This is a genomic window from Sorangium sp. So ce119 (assembly GCF_051524405.1).
GTDB lineage: Bacteria > Myxococcota_A > Polyangia > Polyangiales > Polyangiaceae > Sorangium > Sorangium cellulosum_G.
The window spans coordinates 4,374,038-4,391,551 of record NZ_CP150310.1 but is presented as its reverse complement, the minus strand read 5'-3'; the positions used below and the strand labels follow the sequence as shown (position 1 = coordinate 4,391,551).

At 71.5% G+C, this 17,514-nt stretch carries 14 protein-coding genes; 7 read left to right on the top strand and 7 right to left on the bottom strand.

What is annotated here, in order from left to right:
* Positions 1–38: 38 nt before the first annotated feature.
* The 3 genes from tatC to rlmN are packed head-to-tail and all read right to left on the bottom strand — an operon-like array spanning position 39 to position 2,976.
* Positions 39–923 carry a twin-arginine translocase subunit TatC gene (gene tatC / locus WME76_RS16510; protein WP_437961054.1) on the bottom strand — a complete coding sequence of 295 codons (885 nt, stop codon included), beginning with the start codon at positions 921–923 and terminating at the stop codon, positions 39–41.
* A complete protein-coding gene (tatB, locus tag WME76_RS16505; protein ID WP_437961053.1) occupies positions 920–1,564 on the bottom strand; it encodes a Sec-independent protein translocase protein TatB in 645 nt (214 codons plus the stop codon). Before tatB ends, tatC begins: the two co-directional genes overlap by 4 nt.
* Positions 1,565–1,608: 44 nt before the next feature.
* Entirely contained in the window at positions 1,609–2,976 is a 1,368-nt protein-coding gene (gene rlmN / locus WME76_RS16500; RefSeq protein ID WP_437961052.1) for a 23S rRNA (adenine(2503)-C(2))-methyltransferase RlmN, read from the bottom strand.
* A 51-nt stretch (positions 2,977–3,027) separates the two neighbouring features.
* On the opposite strand from rlmN, the gene WME76_RS16495 reads away from it, so the two are divergent.
* From WME76_RS16495 to WME76_RS16480, 4 genes are all read left to right on the top strand, one after another.
* Positions 3,028–4,344, top strand: coding sequence for an OmpP1/FadL family transporter (locus tag WME76_RS16495; protein ID WP_437961051.1), 1,317 nt, complete (start codon positions 3,028–3,030; stop codon positions 4,342–4,344).
* The gene (locus tag WME76_RS16490) at positions 4,344–5,717 is read left to right on the top strand and encodes an OmpP1/FadL family transporter (RefSeq protein WP_437961050.1); all 1,374 of its coding nucleotides are present in this window, start codon (positions 4,344–4,346) and stop codon (positions 5,715–5,717) included. Before WME76_RS16495 ends, WME76_RS16490 begins: the two co-directional genes overlap by 1 nt.
* Before the next feature lie 134 nt (positions 5,718–5,851).
* Complete coding sequence (locus tag WME76_RS16485) at positions 5,852–6,673, top strand: glycoside hydrolase family 16 protein (protein ID WP_437961049.1); 822 nt, start codon at positions 5,852–5,854, stop codon at positions 6,671–6,673.
* An 87-nt stretch (positions 6,674–6,760) separates the two neighbouring features.
* On the top strand, positions 6,761–7,555 hold the full coding sequence (locus WME76_RS16480; protein WP_437961048.1) for an SDR family NAD(P)-dependent oxidoreductase: 795 nt from the start codon (positions 6,761–6,763) through the stop codon (positions 7,553–7,555).
* Here WME76_RS16480 and hflC read toward each other — a convergent pair whose 3' ends face one another.
* The 4 genes from hflC to WME76_RS16460 all read right to left on the bottom strand — a co-directional run bounded on the left by hflC (position 7,556) and on the right by WME76_RS16460 (position 12,534).
* A complete protein-coding gene (gene hflC / locus WME76_RS16475; RefSeq protein ID WP_437961047.1) occupies positions 7,556–8,506 on the bottom strand; it encodes a protease modulator HflC in 951 nt (316 codons plus the stop codon).
* Entirely contained in the window at positions 8,506–9,474 is a 969-nt protein-coding gene (gene hflK, locus WME76_RS16470) for an FtsH protease activity modulator HflK (RefSeq protein ID WP_437961046.1), read from the bottom strand. The genes hflC and hflK overlap by 1 nt, the downstream gene beginning before the upstream one ends.
* Positions 9,471–11,150, bottom strand: coding sequence for an MFS transporter (locus WME76_RS16465; protein WP_437961045.1), 1,680 nt, complete (start codon positions 11,148–11,150; stop codon positions 9,471–9,473). The genes hflK and WME76_RS16465 overlap by 4 nt, the downstream gene beginning before the upstream one ends.
* 193 nt (positions 11,151–11,343) lie before the next feature.
* Positions 11,344–12,534, bottom strand: a complete 1,191-nt coding sequence (locus WME76_RS16460) for a sterol desaturase family protein (RefSeq protein WP_437961044.1) — start codon at positions 12,532–12,534, stop codon at positions 11,344–11,346.
* Between the two features lie 982 nt (positions 12,535–13,516).
* On the opposite strand from WME76_RS16460, the gene WME76_RS16455 reads away from it, so the two are divergent.
* From WME76_RS16455 to WME76_RS16445, 3 genes are all read left to right on the top strand, one after another.
* Positions 13,517–14,707 carry a hypothetical protein gene (locus tag WME76_RS16455; RefSeq protein ID WP_437961043.1) on the top strand — a complete coding sequence of 397 codons (1,191 nt, stop codon included), beginning with the start codon at positions 13,517–13,519 and terminating at the stop codon, positions 14,705–14,707.
* Positions 14,708–14,947: 240 nt separating this feature from the next.
* Positions 14,948–15,955: a hypothetical protein gene (locus WME76_RS16450; protein WP_437961042.1), complete on the top strand. Its 1,008-nt coding sequence runs from the start codon at positions 14,948–14,950 to the stop codon at positions 15,953–15,955.
* A 142-nt stretch (positions 15,956–16,097) separates the two neighbouring features.
* On the top strand, positions 16,098–17,378 hold the full coding sequence (locus WME76_RS16445; RefSeq protein WP_437961041.1) for a sigma 54-interacting transcriptional regulator: 1,281 nt from the start codon (positions 16,098–16,100) through the stop codon (positions 17,376–17,378).
* Positions 17,379–17,514: the final 136 nt, after the last annotated feature.

The window sequence follows — 17,514 nt, the reverse complement described above, 5'->3', positions numbered from 1 at the left end:
GCGATCCCGGCGGCCTCGCGCGCGGGTCGGTCGGTCCGTCAGCCCTTGGTGACTTCCTTCTCCTTGCGCTTCTTGTAGGCCGCGCGCTGGGCGTCCGTCGGCGGCTTGCCGAAGACGTACGCGAGGCCGATCGAGGCCACGTAGAGCAGGCACATCGGCACGGCCATGACGAGCTGGCTGGTGATGTCGGGCGGCGTCAGGACCGCCGCCAGGACGAAGGCGGCGAACACGAACCAGCGGCCGAACATGATCAGCTGGAGGTAGTTGACGATGCCGGCGATGGAGAGGAACAGCACGATGAGCGGGATCTCGAAGATGATCCCGAAGCCGAGCAGGAGCTGGGCGACGAAGTCGAGGTAGTCGCCCATCATCACGGTCGGCGTGATCGTGATCCCCTGATCGCCGACCGTGCCGGCCATGCTCAGGAAGTAGCCGAACGAGATCGGGAACGCGGCGCGCCAGCCGAAGAGACCGCCGCCGACGAACAGGAGCGTCGAGAACAGGACGAACGGGATGACGTAGCGCTTCTCGCGCGCGTAGAGGCCGGGCGCGATGAAGGCCCAGAGCTGGTAGAAGATGAACGGCGAGGCGAGCGCGGCGCCGCCGATCATCGACAGCTTGAAGTACGCGACGAACGCGGCCGCCGGCGCGCCGAAGTGAAGCGACGGGTTGCCCGGCAGGCTCTGCTCCCGCCACGCCTGCACGAACGGGACGGTCAGGAAGTGCAGGAGCTTCTCGCGCACCTCCCACCCCACGATGCAGGCGAGGAAGAAGACGAGGATGCTCCGGACGAGCCGCTTGCGCAGCTCGTCGAGGTGCTCCCAGAACGACATCGGCTTGTCCTCGGAGTTGTCCTCCTCGGCGTTGCCCGCCGCGCCGGTCGTCGAGGTTTCGCTCTTCGCCGCCACCTGCTCCTGGCTCATGACGCCGCTCCGCTCCCCGCCGCGCCCTGCGCCGCCGTCTCCGTCGCCGCTGCCGTCTGGATGGCCGCCGGCGCTGCTGCCGTTGCCGTCTCCGCCGGCGCTGCCGCCGCCGATGCCGTGACCGCCGCCGATGCCGTGACCGCCGGCGCTGCTGCCGCCGCTGTCTCCGCCGTCGCTGCGCTCTCGACCGTCGCCGCGGGGCTGGTCGTGCCGGCCGGCTCGGCGTCGAGCTCGGCGCCGTACGCGTCGCAGCCGAGGACGGGGTACTCGCGCTCCCGGAGCGGCTTCACGTTCGGCGGGGGCTCGGGCGCGGGCTCGGGCTCGGGATCCGGCGGCCTCACGCGCGGCGTGGACGCGACGACCGTGCCGACGGACGCGGCGGCGTCGCGGATCGGCGTCACCAGCGTCTCGATGACGTTGACGCGCGACAGGGAGCGGAGCTCGCGGATCTCGCGCTCCAGCCCCTCCTGGCGGATCAGGTCGTCGATGCCGCTCTGCGTCCGGAGCTCGGTCGTCATGCGGCGAAGCTTCGAGATCCAGCTCCCCGCCGTCCGCATCATGGCAGGTAGCCGCCGGGGGCCGATCACCACGAGGCCCACGATGATGAGGACCACGATCTCGCCGAAGCTGAAGCCGAACACCGGCGCAAGCTAGCGCGCGCGGGGGCGGGGATCCATAGCGACCCTCACACAGGCCGCGTCGGTGTGCCGGGCGCTCCGACAGCGGCGTCCGGCGCCGCTCTGGACCGGGACGACGCCCCGCGGCCGCCCGAGCGCTGCGCTTCGACCTGCGCCTGCGATCGCGCGAGCTGCCCGCAGGCCGCGCCGACGTCGCCGCCGCCCGAGTAACGCACGATCGACCCGACGCCGGCCGCCGTGAGGACCGCGCGGAACGCGGCGAGCCGCGGCGAGCGCGCGAACGGATCGGCCGAGGCGCTCCGCTCCTCGGCGGCGTGCCGCTCCTCGGCGGCGCTCCGCTCCTCGGCGGCGCTCCGCTCCTCGGCGGCGCTCCGCTCCTCGGCGGCGTGCCGCTCCTCGGCGGCGCCGGGCGAGGGCACGGGGGCGTCGGACGCGCCGATGGCGTTGTACGGGATGAGGCTGAGCCGCGGCGAGATCCCGTGCTGCGCCGCGAAGCCGCGGGCGAGCGCGGCGAGGCTCGCGGCGTCCTCGTCGGCGTCGTTCTGGCCCGCGAGCAGCGTGTAGGCCCACATCGGCGCGTGCCCCGTCGCGCGCGCGTGCTCGCCCGCGGCGGCGAGCACCTCCTCGAGCGGGTGCGCGCCGTCGATCGGCATGAGCTGGCGCCGCCTGCCAGGGCGCACCGAGCCGAGCGAGAGGCCGAGGCGGACCCCGGGGACCTCGGCCGCGAGCCGCCGGATGCCCGACGGCAGCCCCGCGGTGCAGACCGTGATGTTGCGCATGTCGATCGCCTGCGCGCTCGGCTCGGAGAGCACCCGGATCGCCTGGATGACCCGGTCGGCGTTGGCGAGCGGCTCGCCCATGCCCTGGAACAGCACGCCGTGGACGCGCGCGCCGCCGCCGACGGTCGCGCCGAGATCCCGGCGGATGAGCCGCACCTGCTCGACGATCTCCCAGGCCTCCAGGTTGCGCGTGAGGCCCATGCGCCCCGTGGCGCAGAAGGCGCAGGCGAGCGCGCAGCCGACCTGCGAGCTCACGCACGCCGAGTACCGGCCCGGCCGCTCGAGCGGGATCCGCACCGACTCGACCATCGCGCCGTCCTCGAGGCGGAAGGCGTACTTGACGAACGGATCCTCGGCGCTCGCGCGCCGCTCCACGAGCGCGAGCGCCCTGACCTCGCCTACCGCGCGCGCAGCGTCGAGCGCGGCGCGCCGGACTGTCGCGGGGGCGCGCGCGGGCAGCTCCCCGAGGCGGTGCGCCAGCGAGACGATGCGGCGCGCGTCGGTTAGATCGATGCCGCACGCGGCGGCGAGGTCCGCCGGGAGCACGGCCTGGAGCGCGAGGCGGGGGCGGCGTTCGTCCATGCTGCTCTGGGGCGAGCCGCTCGAGGGCGAGCCGCTCTGGGGACGGAGATTCACGGCCGGTACCGACTAGCGCGCCAGGGCGGCCCAGTCTACGGTCGGCCGCGCATGCTTCGCCCGATCCGCTGGATGTGGCGCGGTATCGCGCCTCTCCTCGCGGCAGGGCTCGCCCTCGCGCCGCCGGGCGCGGCCCTGGCGTCGCCCGAGGACGTGCTCGGCTTCGGCGCCCGCGCGAGCGCCATGGGCGCGACCGGCGCCGCGGTCGCGGAGGGATACGAGGCCGTCCACGCGAACCCGGCGCTGCTGTCGCTGTCGCGCGAGCGCCGGCTGACGCTGGGGATGGAGGGCGCGATCTTCGACCTGCGCGCGGGCGACCGGCGGCTCCCGTACGCGCCGCTGCGCGGCAGCCTGATCGGCGCCACGGTGCCGATCCCGTTCGGCGGCGCGCTCGCGGACCGCGTGACGATCGGCCTCGGCTTCTTCGCGCCGTTCGACGTGGTGGTCCGCGGCCGCATCCTCTACCCGGAGACGCCGCAGTTCCCGCTCGCGGACCGCACCCAGTCGGTCGCCGTGCAGGCGGCGCTCGGCGCCTCGATCGGGCGCGGCGTCCGGGTGGGGGGCGGCTTCGCCGCGCTGGCCGCGCTTTCCGGCTCGGTGACCGTGGCGACCGACAGCTCCGGCCGCGTGGGCACCCTGGTCGAGGACACGCTCGTCGCGAGCTACGCGCCGATCGTCGGCGCGAGCTACGACCTCGGCGACTACCGCCTCGGGGCGACGTTCCGGGGGGAGCTGGTCGGGCGGTTCAACGTCGTGATCCACGCCGAGGATCTCGGGGGGATCGCCGTGCCGCCGCTGAACATCGCGGGGATCGCGCAGTACGATCCGGCAGAGGTCGCGCTCGAGGTGGCGCGCGTGAAGGGCCCCTGGAAGGTCGCGATCGGCGCGACGTACAAGCGCTGGTCGGACTACCCCGGCGCGGTCGAGGCGACGGTGCGCTGCCCGGACGTCGACCCCGACACGGGCGAGCCGTTCACCGGATCCTGCGCGGCGCCTTCACCCGGGGATCCGGGGTACTCGGACACGGTGGTGCCGCGCGTCGGCGTCGAGCGCAGCGTCGCGCTGCGGCCAGGGGCCACGGCGCACGCGCGCGCCGGCGCCTTCTTCGAGGCGTCGCCGGCGCCCGAGCAGACGGGCGCGTCGAACATCCACGACAACGCGCGCCTCGGGCTCTCGGTCGGCTACGGGCTGGCGCTCGCCGCGCCGCTGCCGCGGCTGACGCTCGACCTGTTCACCCAGGTCCAGCTCCTCCTGCCGCGCGCGCACAAGAAGCGCGGCGCGCCGGGCGCAGGCGCCGGGGAGGACGGCGTCGTGCGCGCGCGGGGCGTGCTCGTCGCGGGCGGGACGACCGTCGGGGTGGCCTTCTGATGCGCCGGCTCTCCTGCGCCGCGGGCGTGCTGCCGGCCTTGCTCGTCGCCGGCCCCGCGCGCGCGCACGCGCCCGACGCGTACGGGCTCGGCTCGCGGGGCGCCTCGATGGGCGGCGCGCTCGTCGCGGACGCGACCGATTTCTCGGCGGGCTACTACAACCCGGCGGGCCTCTGCGGCGCGACGGGCCTCGGCCTCTCGATCGGGTACGCGTACGCGTCGAACCACCTGCGCACGAACGGCCGCGACAGCGGCGTGCGCGACGTCCACGGGCTCTCGGGCGGCCTCGTCGCGCCGGGCGAGGTGCTCGGCGTGCCGTTCGCGTTCGGCCTGGCGATGTTCCTGCCGGACGACGGGCTGTCGCGGATCAAGGCGATCCGCCAGGAGACGCCGCGCTGGGAGCTCTACGACGACCGGCTCTCGATCCTGTTCCTGGCCGCGAACGTCGCGGTGCGGCCGCTCCCGTTCCTGGAGATCGGCGGCGGCGTCGCCTTCCTCGCGTCGACGCGGGGCCGCTTCTCGGTCACCGGCCGCGCGGACGCGCTGTCTCCCTATGATTCGGCGCTCCGCCACGAGGTCGACGCGGATCTCACGTCGATCCGTTACCCGCAGCTCGGCGCCCGGGTGCGCGCCGGAGACCTCGGGTTCGTCGGGATCGCCTACCGCGGGGAGGCGAAGCTGCCGCTGTCGATCGACGCGCGGCTGCAAGGGGTCGTCGACTTCGCGGGCATCGAGGTGCCGCTCCTGTACGAGCTCGAGTCGCGCACCGTCGACGCGTTCCTGCCGCGGCAGGTCGTCGTGGGGGCGAGTTTCCAGCGGATCGAGGGCCTGCGCGTGAACGTGGACGTCACGTGGGTGGACTGGTCGGCGTACGAGAGCCCGGTGGCGAGGACGCGGGCGCACCTCGAGGCCGCGCCGCCCCCGGAGCTGCCGCTCGATCTGCCCGACGATCCGCGGCCCACGTCGGTGGTGCCGCTCCGGTTCGCGGATCGGCTCGTGCCGCGGCTCGGCGTCGAGGTCCTCGCCCTCGCGGCGGGGAGCCTGCGCGAGGTCGCCGGGCAGGAGGGCGAGCGCCGCGCGATCGAGGTGCCGCTCCGCGCCGGCTACGTCTACGAGCGCTCGCCGGTCCCGCCGCAGACGGGCGCGACGAACTACGTCGACGCGGACCGGCACACGATGTCGCTGGGCGCCGGCGTCGTCCTGAACCGGCCGCTGGAGGAGCTGCCGGGGTCGCTGCGGATCGACCTCCACGGCCAGATCTCCGTGCTGCCCGAGGTGGTGGTGCAGAAGGACAACGCGGCCGACTTCGTGGGGGATTACAGCGCGGGCGGGACGATGGTGAACCTCGGCGCGACGGTGACAGCCGCGTTCTGACCTCGTGAACGAGGTGAATCGCGCGGGGGTCGCCGGCGCCGCGATACTTCATGGGTCCTCGCCGGAATACCCATTCACGGCCTCCCGGGTCTTGCAGGCTTGACATCCGGGGTGTTTTGCTTTTCATGGTTTTCATGCAAGCGGACTTCCCTGCCAATCCGATTGAAAAGCCCGGCTATCTGCTCGAGTTCCACGACGAGTTCTCCGGCGCTTCGCTGGACGAGAGCAAATGGATTCCGTGTCATCTGCCGCAGTGGTGCTCCGCGCGCGAGGCGGCGGCCAACTTCCGCCTCGAGCAGGGCCATCTCGAGCTGAGGATCGACGCAGGTCAGAGGCCCTGGTGTCCGGAGTACGACGGCGACGTGCGGTGCTCTTCGCTGCAAACCGGCGTGTTCTCCGGGCCGCTGGGGAGCACCCAGGGGCAGCATCGGTTCAACCGCGCCAGCGTCGTGCGCGAGGCCCAGGTCAGCCGCGCGACGTACACGCCGACGTACGGCTACTTCGAGCTCAGGGCCAGGGGCGTCAGGGTGCCCGGCAACCATGTGGCGCTGTGGATGATCGGCTACGAGGACGCGCCGGAGCGCTCGTCGGAGATCTGCATCTGCGAGGTCTTCGGGAAGAACGCGACGCCGGCGTCATCGAAGATCGGCTTCGGCGTGCACCCGTGGGCCGATCCTGAGATCGTGGACGATTTCAGGGAGGTCGAGCTCCCGATCGACATCGCCGACTTCCACGTCTACGCGGCCGAGTGGACGCCGACGCACATCGATTTCTACGTCGACAACCAGAAGATCGGCGCCGTCCAGCAGTCGCCCAGCTACCCCATGCAATTCATGCTGGGGATCTACGAGCGGCCGCAGGAGACCGTGCCTGCCCCGCCGGGCGCCCCGCAGTACCCCAAGAGGTTCGTGGTCGACTATTTCCGCGCCTATCGGCCGATCGGCGGCTATCGCTGAGCGGGCCGGGCCATCGGCAACACCGCCGGCGCGGCCACCCCGCCGCCGAGCGCTTGACGCGAGCTCGAGTTCTTGGGAGACGACCCTATGTCGACGGATGAGGCTTCTTCATCAGCAGGCGGAGCCCCGCGCTTCGATCTGAAGGGGCAAGTGGCGCTCGTCACCGGGGCCGCCCGAGGCCTCGGGAACGCATGTGCGCTCGCCCTCGCGCACGCCGGCGCCGACGTCGCGCTCGGCCTGCGGGACGCCGGCTCGGCCGGGGAGCTCGCCGAGGCCATACGCGCCCTCGGCCGGCGCGCGCTCCCGCTGCAAATGGACGTGACGCGCACGTCGGAGATCAAGAGCGCGGTGGCCGAAGCGATCCGCCATTTCGGCCGCATCGACGTCCTGGTCAACAACGCCGGGATCGGCCCGCCGAACCCCGCTGAAGACGTGACAGAAGAGGATTTCGATCTCACCGTCTCGGTCAACCTCAAGGGCACGTTCTTCGTGAGCCAGGAGGTCGGGCGGACGATGATCAAGAACCGCAGCGGCAAGATCGTGAACCTGAGCTCGCAGGCGGGGTTCGTCGGTCTACCGACCGAGTCGGTCTACTGCATGACCAAGGCGGGGATCGCGCACCTGACCAAATGCCTCGCGGTCGAGTGGGCCAGGTACGGCATCAACGTCAACGCGGTCGCCCCGACGTTCATCCGGACGCCGGGCACCGTCAAATGGCTGAAGGACGAGGCCTTTCGCGACGATCTCCTGTCGAGGATCCCCCTGGGACGCGTCGGCGAGCCCGTCGACGTGGCGGGCGCGGTGGTCTTCCTCGCGTCGCCCGCCGCCTCGCTCATCACCGGGACCACCCTCCTCGTCGACGGGGGCTTCACGGCCCGGTGACTATTTCCCTCGGACCGACTCCAGGTAACGGTAAAAGTCGGAGTTGGCGCTGAACATCAGAGAGGTGTTGGCGCCCACGGTCTGCCGATAGGCCTCCAGCGTCTTGAGAAAGCCGTAAAACTCGGCGTCCTGGCCGTAAGTCCGGCCGTAGATCTGAGTGACCTGGGCGTCGGCTGCGCCGCGGATCTCCTCGGCCTTTCGCACGGCTTCGGAGCGGATGGCCTGGAGCTCCTTCTGCATCTCACCGAGGATCTCCTCGCTGCGGCCGCGGCCCTCGGAGCGGAACCTCTCGGCGATGCTCTGGCGCTCGGCGATGATCCGGCTCTCCACCTGCTGGCGGACGCTGTCGATGTAGTTGACGCGCTTGATGTGGACGTCCTGCAGCTCGATGCCGTAGCTGGGCACATGCGCCTGGGCGGCCTCGAGGATCTCCCGCTCCAGCTCCTGGCGACCCCTGCGGGGCGCGAGGTCCATGGTCGTGTCGCGCTCGGTGACGATCCCATCCTCCAGCGGATGGGCGTGGACCTGCCAGTCGGAGGAGCGGATGATCTCCTCGAGCTTCGCGCCGGAGACCTTGTCGCGCACGACGGCGTTGAGGATGTCGTCGATGCGGCTCCGGGCGCCGCGCTCGTCGCGCACGCTCTCCAGGAACAGGCGCGGGTTGGCGATGCGATAGTGAACCGTGGCGTCCATCAGGATGAACTCGCGGCCGAGGGTCGGGATCTGCTCGACGTCGCCCTCCCAGGTCAGGAGGCGCCTGTCCAGGCGGCGGAGCTCCTGCACGAAAGGCCACTTCCAGTGGAGGCCGGGCGTTGTGATCGCCTCGCCCTTGAGCTGCCCGAACTGGATGATGAAGGCCTGCTCGGCTTCCCCCACCGTGAAGGCCGCGGAGTAGACGGTGATCAAGAGGACGGCGATCAAGGCGCCGAGGCCTGCGACTTTCGAGCTCATCACTGGGTGCCTCCCGACTGATCGTTCATGTGATAGAAGGACTGCGGCTTGGCGTATCCTTCCTGCACGACGATGATCTTGCCCGCCTTGGGCGCGACCTCCTGGATGGCCTCCAGGTAGAGCCGCTTGCGGGTCACCTCCGGCGCGAGGCGGTACTCCTTGAGGATGGCGTCGAACCGCGCCACCTCGCCCTTGGCGCGGTTGATGCGCTCGACGGCGTACGCCTCGGCCTCCGCGACGATGCGCTTCGCCTCGCCGCGGGCCCTGGGGATCGACTGGTTCTTCTGCTTCATCGCCTCGTTGCTCATCCGCTCGCGCTCCTGGCGAGCCTCGTTGACCTCATTGAACGCCGGGCGCACCCGCTCGGGGGGCAGCACGTCCTGGAGCTCCACCCGCTTGATGCGGATGCCGGCGTCGTAGCGGTCCATCGCCTGCTGGATCTCGGCCTGCGCCTCGTCCGAGATATCGACGCGCGCGGTGGTGAGCACCTCGCTGCTCATGCGGTTGCCGACGATGCGCCGCATCACCGACTCGGAGACCTCCCGCAGGACGCGCTCCGGATCCTCGATCTGGTAGAGGTACTTCACGGGGCCCTGGATGTTGTATTGCACCACCCAGGAGACCTCGATCATGTTGAGATCCCCCGTGAGCATCTGGCGCTCCTCCTCGTACCCCTCGGTAACGTAGGTGCTCGGACCGCCCTCCTTGCCGACCTCGGTGCGGAACCCGAACTCCTGCTTGAGGACGCGCTCGGTGGGGACCTTCTGCACCCTGTCGATGCCGAAGGGCACCTTGAAGTGGAGCCCAGGCCCGGTCTGGCCGATGACCGTGCCGAGGCGGGTGATCACGGCCTGCTCCTCGGGCTGGACGGAGTAGAACAGGCTCTGGATCGCGATGCCGCCGACGATGAGCACGACGACCAGGATGTTGATGGCAAGAACGTTCCTGTTTGTGGATTCGTCTTTCACGAGCGAAGAACCCCCGGGCTGGAATGGTGTGCGTTGAGCGTCCTGGTCTCGGGAAATTGCGTCATCTTCGGGTCGATGTCCTGCCATCCTGCGTTCACCATCTCCGCGGGGCTCGGGTAGAGCTCCTTCATCGTGGGGTACCTGCTCCACGCGTCGCTCAGGAACCGGAGCGCCTCTTCCCGCGTGAGTCGTCGCCTGTCCCTGAACAGCTCCTCGAAGTCTCTCTTCAGCTCCACGTCCAGCAGGCGATATCGCGGGTCGCCTCGATGGGGCGGTTCCGGCCGCGAGGGCTCGTTCCCGAGGAGGTAGCCGAGCGCTCCCCTGAGCCTGACGAGGGGGCCCGATGCGGCGTGCGTCGGCGGACGGAAATCGAACTCGAACTGGACCGGCGCACCTCCACCCTCGCCCTGCGGTGCCGCGGGCTGGGCCTGTGCGACGCCGAGGGGCGCGTCGCCACCCGCGGGGACGAGCGCCGCCGCGGCGGCCTTGATCTTCGGGAACTTCGAGTAGAACGACAGGAACGTCAGCACGCTGCCGAGCAGCGCGATCGTCGCCCATGACACGTACCTGTACGACTCGCCGAGCGATGATTGGTCCGCGAAGAGGCCTATGGTGTACGACGCGCCCTTCGCGCCCAGGGTGCCCGCCATCAGGCCGGCGCTCGACAGGAGCTGGGCCTGAGCGGGCGCACGATCCATCGACAGCCCGAGGAGCAGCGGGAACAGCGCCCCGATGCCGAAGCCGAACATGAAGTTCAGCACGCGCAGGGCGTAGTAGTCCTGGTAGCCGGATATCGACACGGCGGCGACGGTCGCGATCGCGATGAGCGCCGCCATCAGGGTCATCGGCCGGAAGAGCCACGTGAGCCAGCTAGCCAGGAGGCGCGACGAGGCCATGCCGATCAGGAACAGACTGAAGGTCTCCCGCGCCTCCTCGGGGGAGAGCCCCACGATCTCATGGGCATACGTGACGAACCAGACGCTGTGGCCCCACTCGGTGGCGTGCAGGAACAGGCTCGCCATCATGAGCACGAGGACCATCGGGTGGGCCAGCACCGAGAGATGGTCGATCTTGCCGGCGGCGGTGCTCCTCACCGCGTCCAGCGCGTCGAGGTTCGTGGTGAGCGACAGCCCGACGACAACGACCAGGAGCGCCGTGGCGACCACGAAGACCAGGCGCCAGTCGTTCCTCACCCAGCCGTCCGACGAGACGAGGTAGTTCACCAGGAACGGCGTCGACAGGTTGCCCAGGCTGACGGCGAAATCCATGAAGCTCAGGGTCGACGCCCTGTTGCTGATGCTCACGTGGGCGGCGGTGGCGTGCCCCGCGGTGAAGAAGACGCTCCCCGACAGCGACACGAGGAAGATGTACAGCTTGTAGCGGAGCAGGTCCTGCTCGCCGTAGAGCAGGACGAGGCAGACGATCGACGTGACGGCGGTCGCCGTGAACAACGTCTTCGTCCTCGCGGCGTGGTAGACCCTCCCTCCGATGTAGGACCCGAGCAACGTGCCGACCGACCAGTAGACGAAGATCAGGCCGGCCTGCTCGTTCGATATGTCGAACTCCTGCTTGATGTTCGGTATCGTGACGCCGATGACCGTGCTCAGGAGGCCAAAGACGAAGAAACCGATGCACAGGATGAGAATGCCGCTCTTGCGATCCTTGAGCTGCAACATGGAGGCTCCTTGCGAAAGCTTCATCGCGAACCGACGCGCAGGTGCTGCGGGGCGACCCGGGTGAGCGTCAGGATGGACGTTGCGCGCGGGTCGCTCGACCTCGCATCCGGGACGCCGAGGCCCTGCGCTCGGCCGGCCGACCGTCACCCCTGACGAGCACAGGCGCCGGCGTGCGAGGGGCCCGGCGGTCCGATCAGTACTTGGACTTCACGGGCACCGGCGGGTGATAGGATGTCGAGCCGAACAGGATCGCCGGCCAGTGCCGCGGGTGGTTCTGCTGAAGCTCCTTGAACATCCTGAGGTAGGGGTAAAAGATGAACCGCAGCGGGGTGCGGCAATAATCCGAGTCGTCGCCGTAGAGCCCGGTCTCGGGGATGTACTGCGGCGGCTCGACATAGGTCCCGAACACCCTGTCCCAGAGGGTGAACCTCGCGCCGAAGTTGCAGCCGTCCGTGATGTTGTGGTCGTCCTCCCTCGAGTGGTGCGTGAAGTGCACCCCGGGCGTGACGAGCACCGATCGGAACATCCTCAGGAACGGGGACTTGATCTCGGCGTAGGACAGGACGACGGAGTGGGACGGGTTGGTCCAGGCGTCGATCAGCACCAGCACGACGAGGGCCCACCCGCCGTCGCGGAAATCGAGCGAGAAGAGCTTCGTCAGCACCGGCAGCAGGAGGAGGACGAACACCTTGCCCCCGGCCACGTCCAGGAGGTACGACTGGGGGTCGACCGCCTGCGTGAGCTGCGACAGGTTGCGCGAGCGGTGGTGGTTAACGTGGCCGAGGTTCCAGAAGAAGCGGATCTTGTGGCTCCACCGGTGTGACCAGTAATAACAAAAGTCGGCGAGGTAGCATGCGACGACGAGCGCGAGCGGGCCGTTCAGATCCACGATCGTGGGGACGGCGCTCAGCATGGTCGCGTAGTGCTCCAGCAGCCTGTCGACCGATGGATTGCTGAAGGTGAGCAGCGTGGTCAGGAGGAACACGACGTTGACCACGGAGACGTTGATCATGGCCTCCCAGTCGAACGGCTTGCCCGTGATCTTCCGGTAGAACGCGATGTCGGCGATCCCGACGATGGCCCCGAACACGATGCGCACCACCGCGGCGACGATGATCCAGGCGGCGATCGGCGTCTCCACGTCGGAGAGCGCGACCTCTCGCACGTTGTAGAAGACCACCATGCTCTTCGCGCGCAGGGTCTCGAGGAGCGCTGCCGCGTTGTGGTGGTAGGCGAGCTCCGTGACGACCGCCGCGGCGGACAGGACGCCGAGGATGATGAGCTGAGGCCCGGTCCTCTCGAGGTGTATGTCTTTGTCCCATAGCCAGTGCTTCAGCCGCTTCAGCCATCGAAGGCTGTCGGTCTCCTCGTTGGCCTGGTTCAAGATTGTTATCCTCATGCGAAGATCCATCCGTCCTTGAATCGGAGACTGCGACCCTTTCAGGCCGGGAGAGCATTCTTGCTGTGGACTCCTCTGTCAAGGGCACAGCTCGTTTTGACTGATCGGTTCACTCTGGCGTCAGGCTGGATCGCGCCGGGAAACGAGCTCGAAACCATCTCGACCGTGCTTGTTGCTCCTCGCGCGACCGGCGGGCGCCAGGCATCGACGCGATGCTAGTCCAGCTGCCTGTCCCCCGTAGTTCGAAGCTGCCGCCTCCGCGCAGGCGCACGCGGGCCCGCGACGATGTCTCCCCCGCACGCCTGCTGATATGTCAGCTCGGGAAGGGAGGACGATGCGGACCCGCCGATCCGTCGTTGGTGACGAGGGGCGCGTCGCGTCGGAATCTCCCGTTGCCGGGTTGCGTTGTCAAGTCGATAGTACGCTGGCACACCGTCGGCAACTGCCACGCATGAATCCGACAGGCGGACTCGGTGCGCGCCGGTGTCTGCCCCACTGCCTACTTCGGACTACCGCACCTCGCCTGCGGGATCCTGACGGGGCGCGAGGCGGGCTTGTGGCGGCCGTCTCATAGTCTCCGAAAGTAACGTGACGATTTATGGATCGTTAAGATTTGTAAATCCGAGGGGATGAACCCGTGAAAGATGCGACGCCTCACGTGATTTCGGCGGGCGCGTTTGCGAGTGAGTTTGTGGGCGAGTTCGTGGGCCCTTAGCAAGCGCGATGCCGATGTCCGGTCCGGGGATGAACAGCGTCGTGTGGGCCCATCGCGAGGGTGCTCGTGGCGCGGGGTCGGGGTAGGGGAAGGGCCGATGGCCGAGCCCGACAGCCCTCTCACCTCGGGAGCAGAGCGGGCTCATCGGGTCCGGCGGGGCCCCGCCCCGACCCCGCGCCACGAGCACCCTCGCCGGGGGCCGGGCAGCTCGGCCAGACCTCCGCCGCACCAGAGACTGTAGGATCAACCCACATGTCGTTGCGTGAACGTCGAGATGCACGCCATCAGGCGCCGGGGCGGCCCGGTCCGCGCGTGCCGCTGCTCCTCGTGCGACCGCTCGCCCTCTGCGCGGCCTCGTGGCCGCTCGCCTCCTGCGCGACGCTCCCCTCCGACGGAGGCGACGAGGGCAGCCTGCCGAACGCCGGCGCCGGCCCGTTCCGGGAGATCGCTCAGGCGGAGCTGGGCAGCTCCAGGGTGGCCCCGCACGTGATGAACGACGACGAGCGCCTCGCGCGCGACGCCTCGGTCGTCGATCTCGACGGCGACCCGTCCACGCTCGCGGCCGCAGGTTTCTTCGCCGCCACCGTCCGCGCCGAGGGCGCCCCCGACGACGCTCCGCCGGAGCCGCTGGCCCCGGCGAACGCCATCGTCCGCCACGACGCCGAGAACGGCCGCTCGTTCGCGCGGCGCTCCACGGCGGTCTTCGCGTCGGAGCTCGCCTGGGAGGGCGGCGCCGTGGCCGCGCCGTCGGCGCTCCTCGTGGACGGCGAGATATGGCTCTACTACGCGGCGGCCGGCGGCGTCGGCCTCGCGCGCAGCGCCGACGGCATCGCCTTCGCGCGCGAACCGGCGCCGGTGCTCGCGCCGGTCGCGCCCGGCGAGGGCTGGGAGCGCGGCGCGGTCCCGGCGAGCCCCGGCGTGGTCCGCCTGCCCGACGGATCGTTCCGCATGTTCTACGAGGTCGCCGGCGACGCGGGGGCGTCCTCGATCGGGGAAGCGCGCAGCGACGACGGCCTCGCCTGGGAGCGCGTGGGCAGCGGCCCCGCGCTCGCCCCGGCGTCGCTGCCCGACGACGGCGCGCCGGAGGCCGACGACGCGCCGTTCGACGGCGCCGCCGTCCTCGATCCCGCCCCGCTGCTCGCCGTCTCGGCCACCGGCCGTCCGATCCTGCGCGTCTACTATGCGGGCCGCGACCGGGCGGGGCGCTCCGCGATCGGCATGGCCGCCCGCTCCGGTCACGACGGCCCGCTCCAGCGCGCCGCGGCGCCGGTGTTCGGCGCGTCGTCCATGCTCGCGCCGCGCGCGCCGTGGGTGGCCGTCCACCCCGGGTTCTCGCTGCTGTTCGTCACGCAGGCGGCCGGGACGCGCGACGGCCAGCGCTACCCCGTTGTCGCTGCCGGCGTCGCGCCCGCCGACGCCGCGCTGCCGCCGCCCGAGCCGTGAGCGCCCCGGTGACGTGCGTGCGCCCCGACGCCGCGGCACGGGGCTCGACGAGCGGGTCCCGCGATCGACCCGGGCCCGTCGCGCGATCGCGATCGCGATCGCGATCGCGCCCGGCGCTGCCCGGCGCGATCGCGATCGCGCATCCGGGCTGAATCGCGACTGTAAACTATCGAATTCACATCGGTTATCGTCGGCACACGGGGTGCAACGGGCGGCGCTCGGAGAGGAGCCCCGATGTCGATGATGACCCGAAATACCCCCGACACCTCCGTGACGTTCTCGCTCGCGGAGCTCGCGAAGCTCGAGGAGGAACGCGTGCGGCAGGAGCACCTCCAGCGCGCGAGGGCGCGCGAGCAGGAGGCCCGCGAGCAGCGCGAGGCGGAGGCGCGCCGGCGCGCGGCGGAGGCGGCGCGGGCCGCCGCCGAGGAAGAGGCGCGGGCGCGGCGCGAGCTGGAGCAGGCCGAAGCGGAGGCGCGCGCGGGAGCGCGGGCGCGGGCGGCGCTCGAGGTCGCGCGCATCGAGGCCGAGGCGAAGGCGCGCCTCGAGGCCGACAACGCGGCGCGCGCGCACGAGCTGGCCGTCGCCCGCGCGCGCGCCGAGGGCCGGCGCCGCGGCCTGGTGCACGCGCTCGCCGCCGCGCTCGGCCTCGCGCTGTGCGGCGGCGCGGCGGCCGCGTACGGGGTCGCGCAGCGCGTGGCGGGCCTCCAGCAGGAAGCCCGGCAGCTCCGCGACGCACAGGCGGCGCTGGCAGAGGAGCGCGAGAGCGCGAGGGCGGCCGCGCTCGCGGCCCTCGACAGGCGCCACGCGGCGCTGCGCGGCCGGCCCCTCGCGCGCGACGCCGAGGAGGCGCGCGCGACCGCGGAGGCGGCGCGGAAGGCCCTCGATCCGCGGGCGCTGGATCACGACCGGCTGCGGGCGTTCGGGGACGCGCTCGACGCGCTGGAGGCGCGGCTCGACGCGCTCGAGAGGATCGCGGCGCTCGATCAGCGGCACGCCGACCTCGCCGCCTGGGCCGCCGAGCGGCGGCGGCCCGAGGCCACGGCGGCGGCCCGGGTCGCCGCGACGCGCGCGAGGGCGGCGGGCGCCGACGAGGGCGCGGTCCGCGCGTACGAGGGCGCGCTCACCCGCCTGCGGGAGGCGCTCGCCCGGCCCGCGGCGCCGGGCCCGCAGCCGCAGGTCCGGCCCTCGGGGCCCGCGTGCACGAACCCGGGCGACCCGATGTGCGGGCTCGACGGGCGGCCCCTCTGAGGCGCTGACGCTGCGCTCCTCTCCGGGCGAACGACGGCGCCGCCGCCCCGAGCGCGACGCTTCGCCGTCCTCGGCGCGGCGCTTCGCCGTCCTCGGCGCGGCGCTTCCACGCTCCGGAGGCGCATGGCACCCTGCGAGGAGAATGGCCAAGGACGTCCCGAGCACCAGCGAGCACCGGAGCCCGGTGCGGCCCGAGGCCGGCCGGCGGCGGCCGGCGCTGGTGTGCGCCTTCCCGCGGCCCATGGCGTTCGCGCTGCCCGACTCCGGGAGCGTCATCGGCCGCGCGTGGCTCGCCGAGCGCGGCCTCGCCGACACGGAGGTGTCCGGCAGGCACCTGCGGATCGATCGCGCCGGCGGCGCGCTGCGCGTCGCGGACGTCGGGTCGCGCAACGGCACGTGGGTGAACGGATCCAGGCTCGCGCCGCGCGACCTCACGCCGCTCGATGACGGCGCGGTGCTGAGGCTCGGGCGCATCCTCTTCGTCTTCCGCGAGGAGCTTCAGGGGCCGCTCGAGCCGGCGCCGCCGCTCTGCGGGCTCGTCGGCCCGTACGGCCTGCGCGCCGTCGCGCAGCCCCTCGAGGGCCTGCCGCGGAGCCGCCCCGGCAACGTGCTCATCGAGGGGGAGACCGGCGTGGGCAAGGAGCTCGTCGCGCGCGCGGCGGCGGCGGCGCTCGGGCGCGCGGCGCCGTTCGCGGCCGTCAACGTGGCCGGCCTCGCCCGCGGCGTGTTCGAGTCCCAGATGTTCGGCCACGTGGCGGGCGCGTTCTCGGACGCGCGCAGCGCAGCGCCCGGGATCGTCGCGGCCCACGACGGCGGGACGCTGTTCCTCGACGAGATCGGCGAGCTCGATCTCGATCTCCAGGCGAAGCTGCTGCGGCTCCTGGAGAACCGTGAGGTGCTGCCGGTCGGGGCGCAGCGGCCGGTCCACGTGAACGTGCTGGTCGTCGCCGCGACGAACCGGGACCTCGAGGAGATGGTGGCGCGCGGGGCGTTCCGGCGCGACCTGCTCGCGCGGCTCGCGATGGCGCGCATCCGGGTGCCGGCGCTCCGCGAGCGGCGCGAGGACCTCTTCAGCGTGGCGTGCGAGCTCGCGCGGCGCGCCGGCGTCGCGCTCCCGGTCGAGGCGGTCGAGGTGGAGGCCGTGGAGCGGCTGCTCCTCGAGCCGTGGCCGAGCAACGTGCGCGGGCTCGACGCGGCCCTCGCGGCGGCGCGCCGCCTCGATCGCGAGCCCGGGCTGCGGCTGTGGGCGATCGAGGAGGTGCTGGGGGAGGCGCCGGACGACCAGAAGGCCGCGCTGACGCAGGAGCTCGTCGAGTCCGCCCTCGCGGCCGCCGGGGGCAACGTGACGGCGGCCGCGGAGCGGCTCGGCGTCTCGCGCGGCAAGCTGCTGCGCTTCCGCAAGCGCACTCAGGGAGGGGAGTGATCGCGCCTGGTTCTACCCACCAGGAGCCCTGCCAGGGAGCCGGAGCGAGCGATCAACGCAAATTCCGACGTTTCCGATGGCGCGACCTCGATCGGCAGGTGCGGGGACCAGCAGGATTGACGTTGCGGACGCCATG

What these genes read in the sequence shown, in the direction of transcription:
- hflC (WP_437961047.1), bottom strand. Translation starts at nt 8,506, where the DNA reads ATGAGCTCGAAAGTCGCAGGCCTCGGCGCCTTGATCGCCGTCCTCTTG.
- WME76_RS16450 (WP_437961042.1), top strand. Translation starts at nt 14,948, where the DNA reads ATGATGACCCGAAATACCCCCGACACCTCCGTGACGTTCTCGCTCGCG.
- WME76_RS16455 (WP_437961043.1), top strand. Translation starts at nt 13,517, where the DNA reads ATGTCGTTGCGTGAACGTCGAGATGCACGCCATCAGGCGCCGGGGCGG.
- WME76_RS16495 (WP_437961051.1), top strand. Translation starts at nt 3,028, where the DNA reads ATGCTTCGCCCGATCCGCTGGATGTGGCGCGGTATCGCGCCTCTCCTC.
- WME76_RS16490 (WP_437961050.1), top strand. Translation starts at nt 4,344, where the DNA reads ATGCGCCGGCTCTCCTGCGCCGCGGGCGTGCTGCCGGCCTTGCTCGTC.
- WME76_RS16480 (WP_437961048.1), top strand. Translation starts at nt 6,761, where the DNA reads ATGTCGACGGATGAGGCTTCTTCATCAGCAGGCGGAGCCCCGCGCTTC.
- WME76_RS16445 (WP_437961041.1), top strand. Translation starts at nt 16,098, where the DNA reads ATGGCCAAGGACGTCCCGAGCACCAGCGAGCACCGGAGCCCGGTGCGG.
- WME76_RS16485 (WP_437961049.1), top strand. Translation starts at nt 5,852, where the DNA reads ATGCAAGCGGACTTCCCTGCCAATCCGATTGAAAAGCCCGGCTATCTG.
- WME76_RS16465 (WP_437961045.1), bottom strand. Translation starts at nt 11,150, where the DNA reads ATGTTGCAGCTCAAGGATCGCAAGAGCGGCATTCTCATCCTGTGCATC.
- tatC (WP_437961054.1), bottom strand. Translation starts at nt 923, where the DNA reads ATGAGCCAGGAGCAGGTGGCGGCGAAGAGCGAAACCTCGACGACCGGC.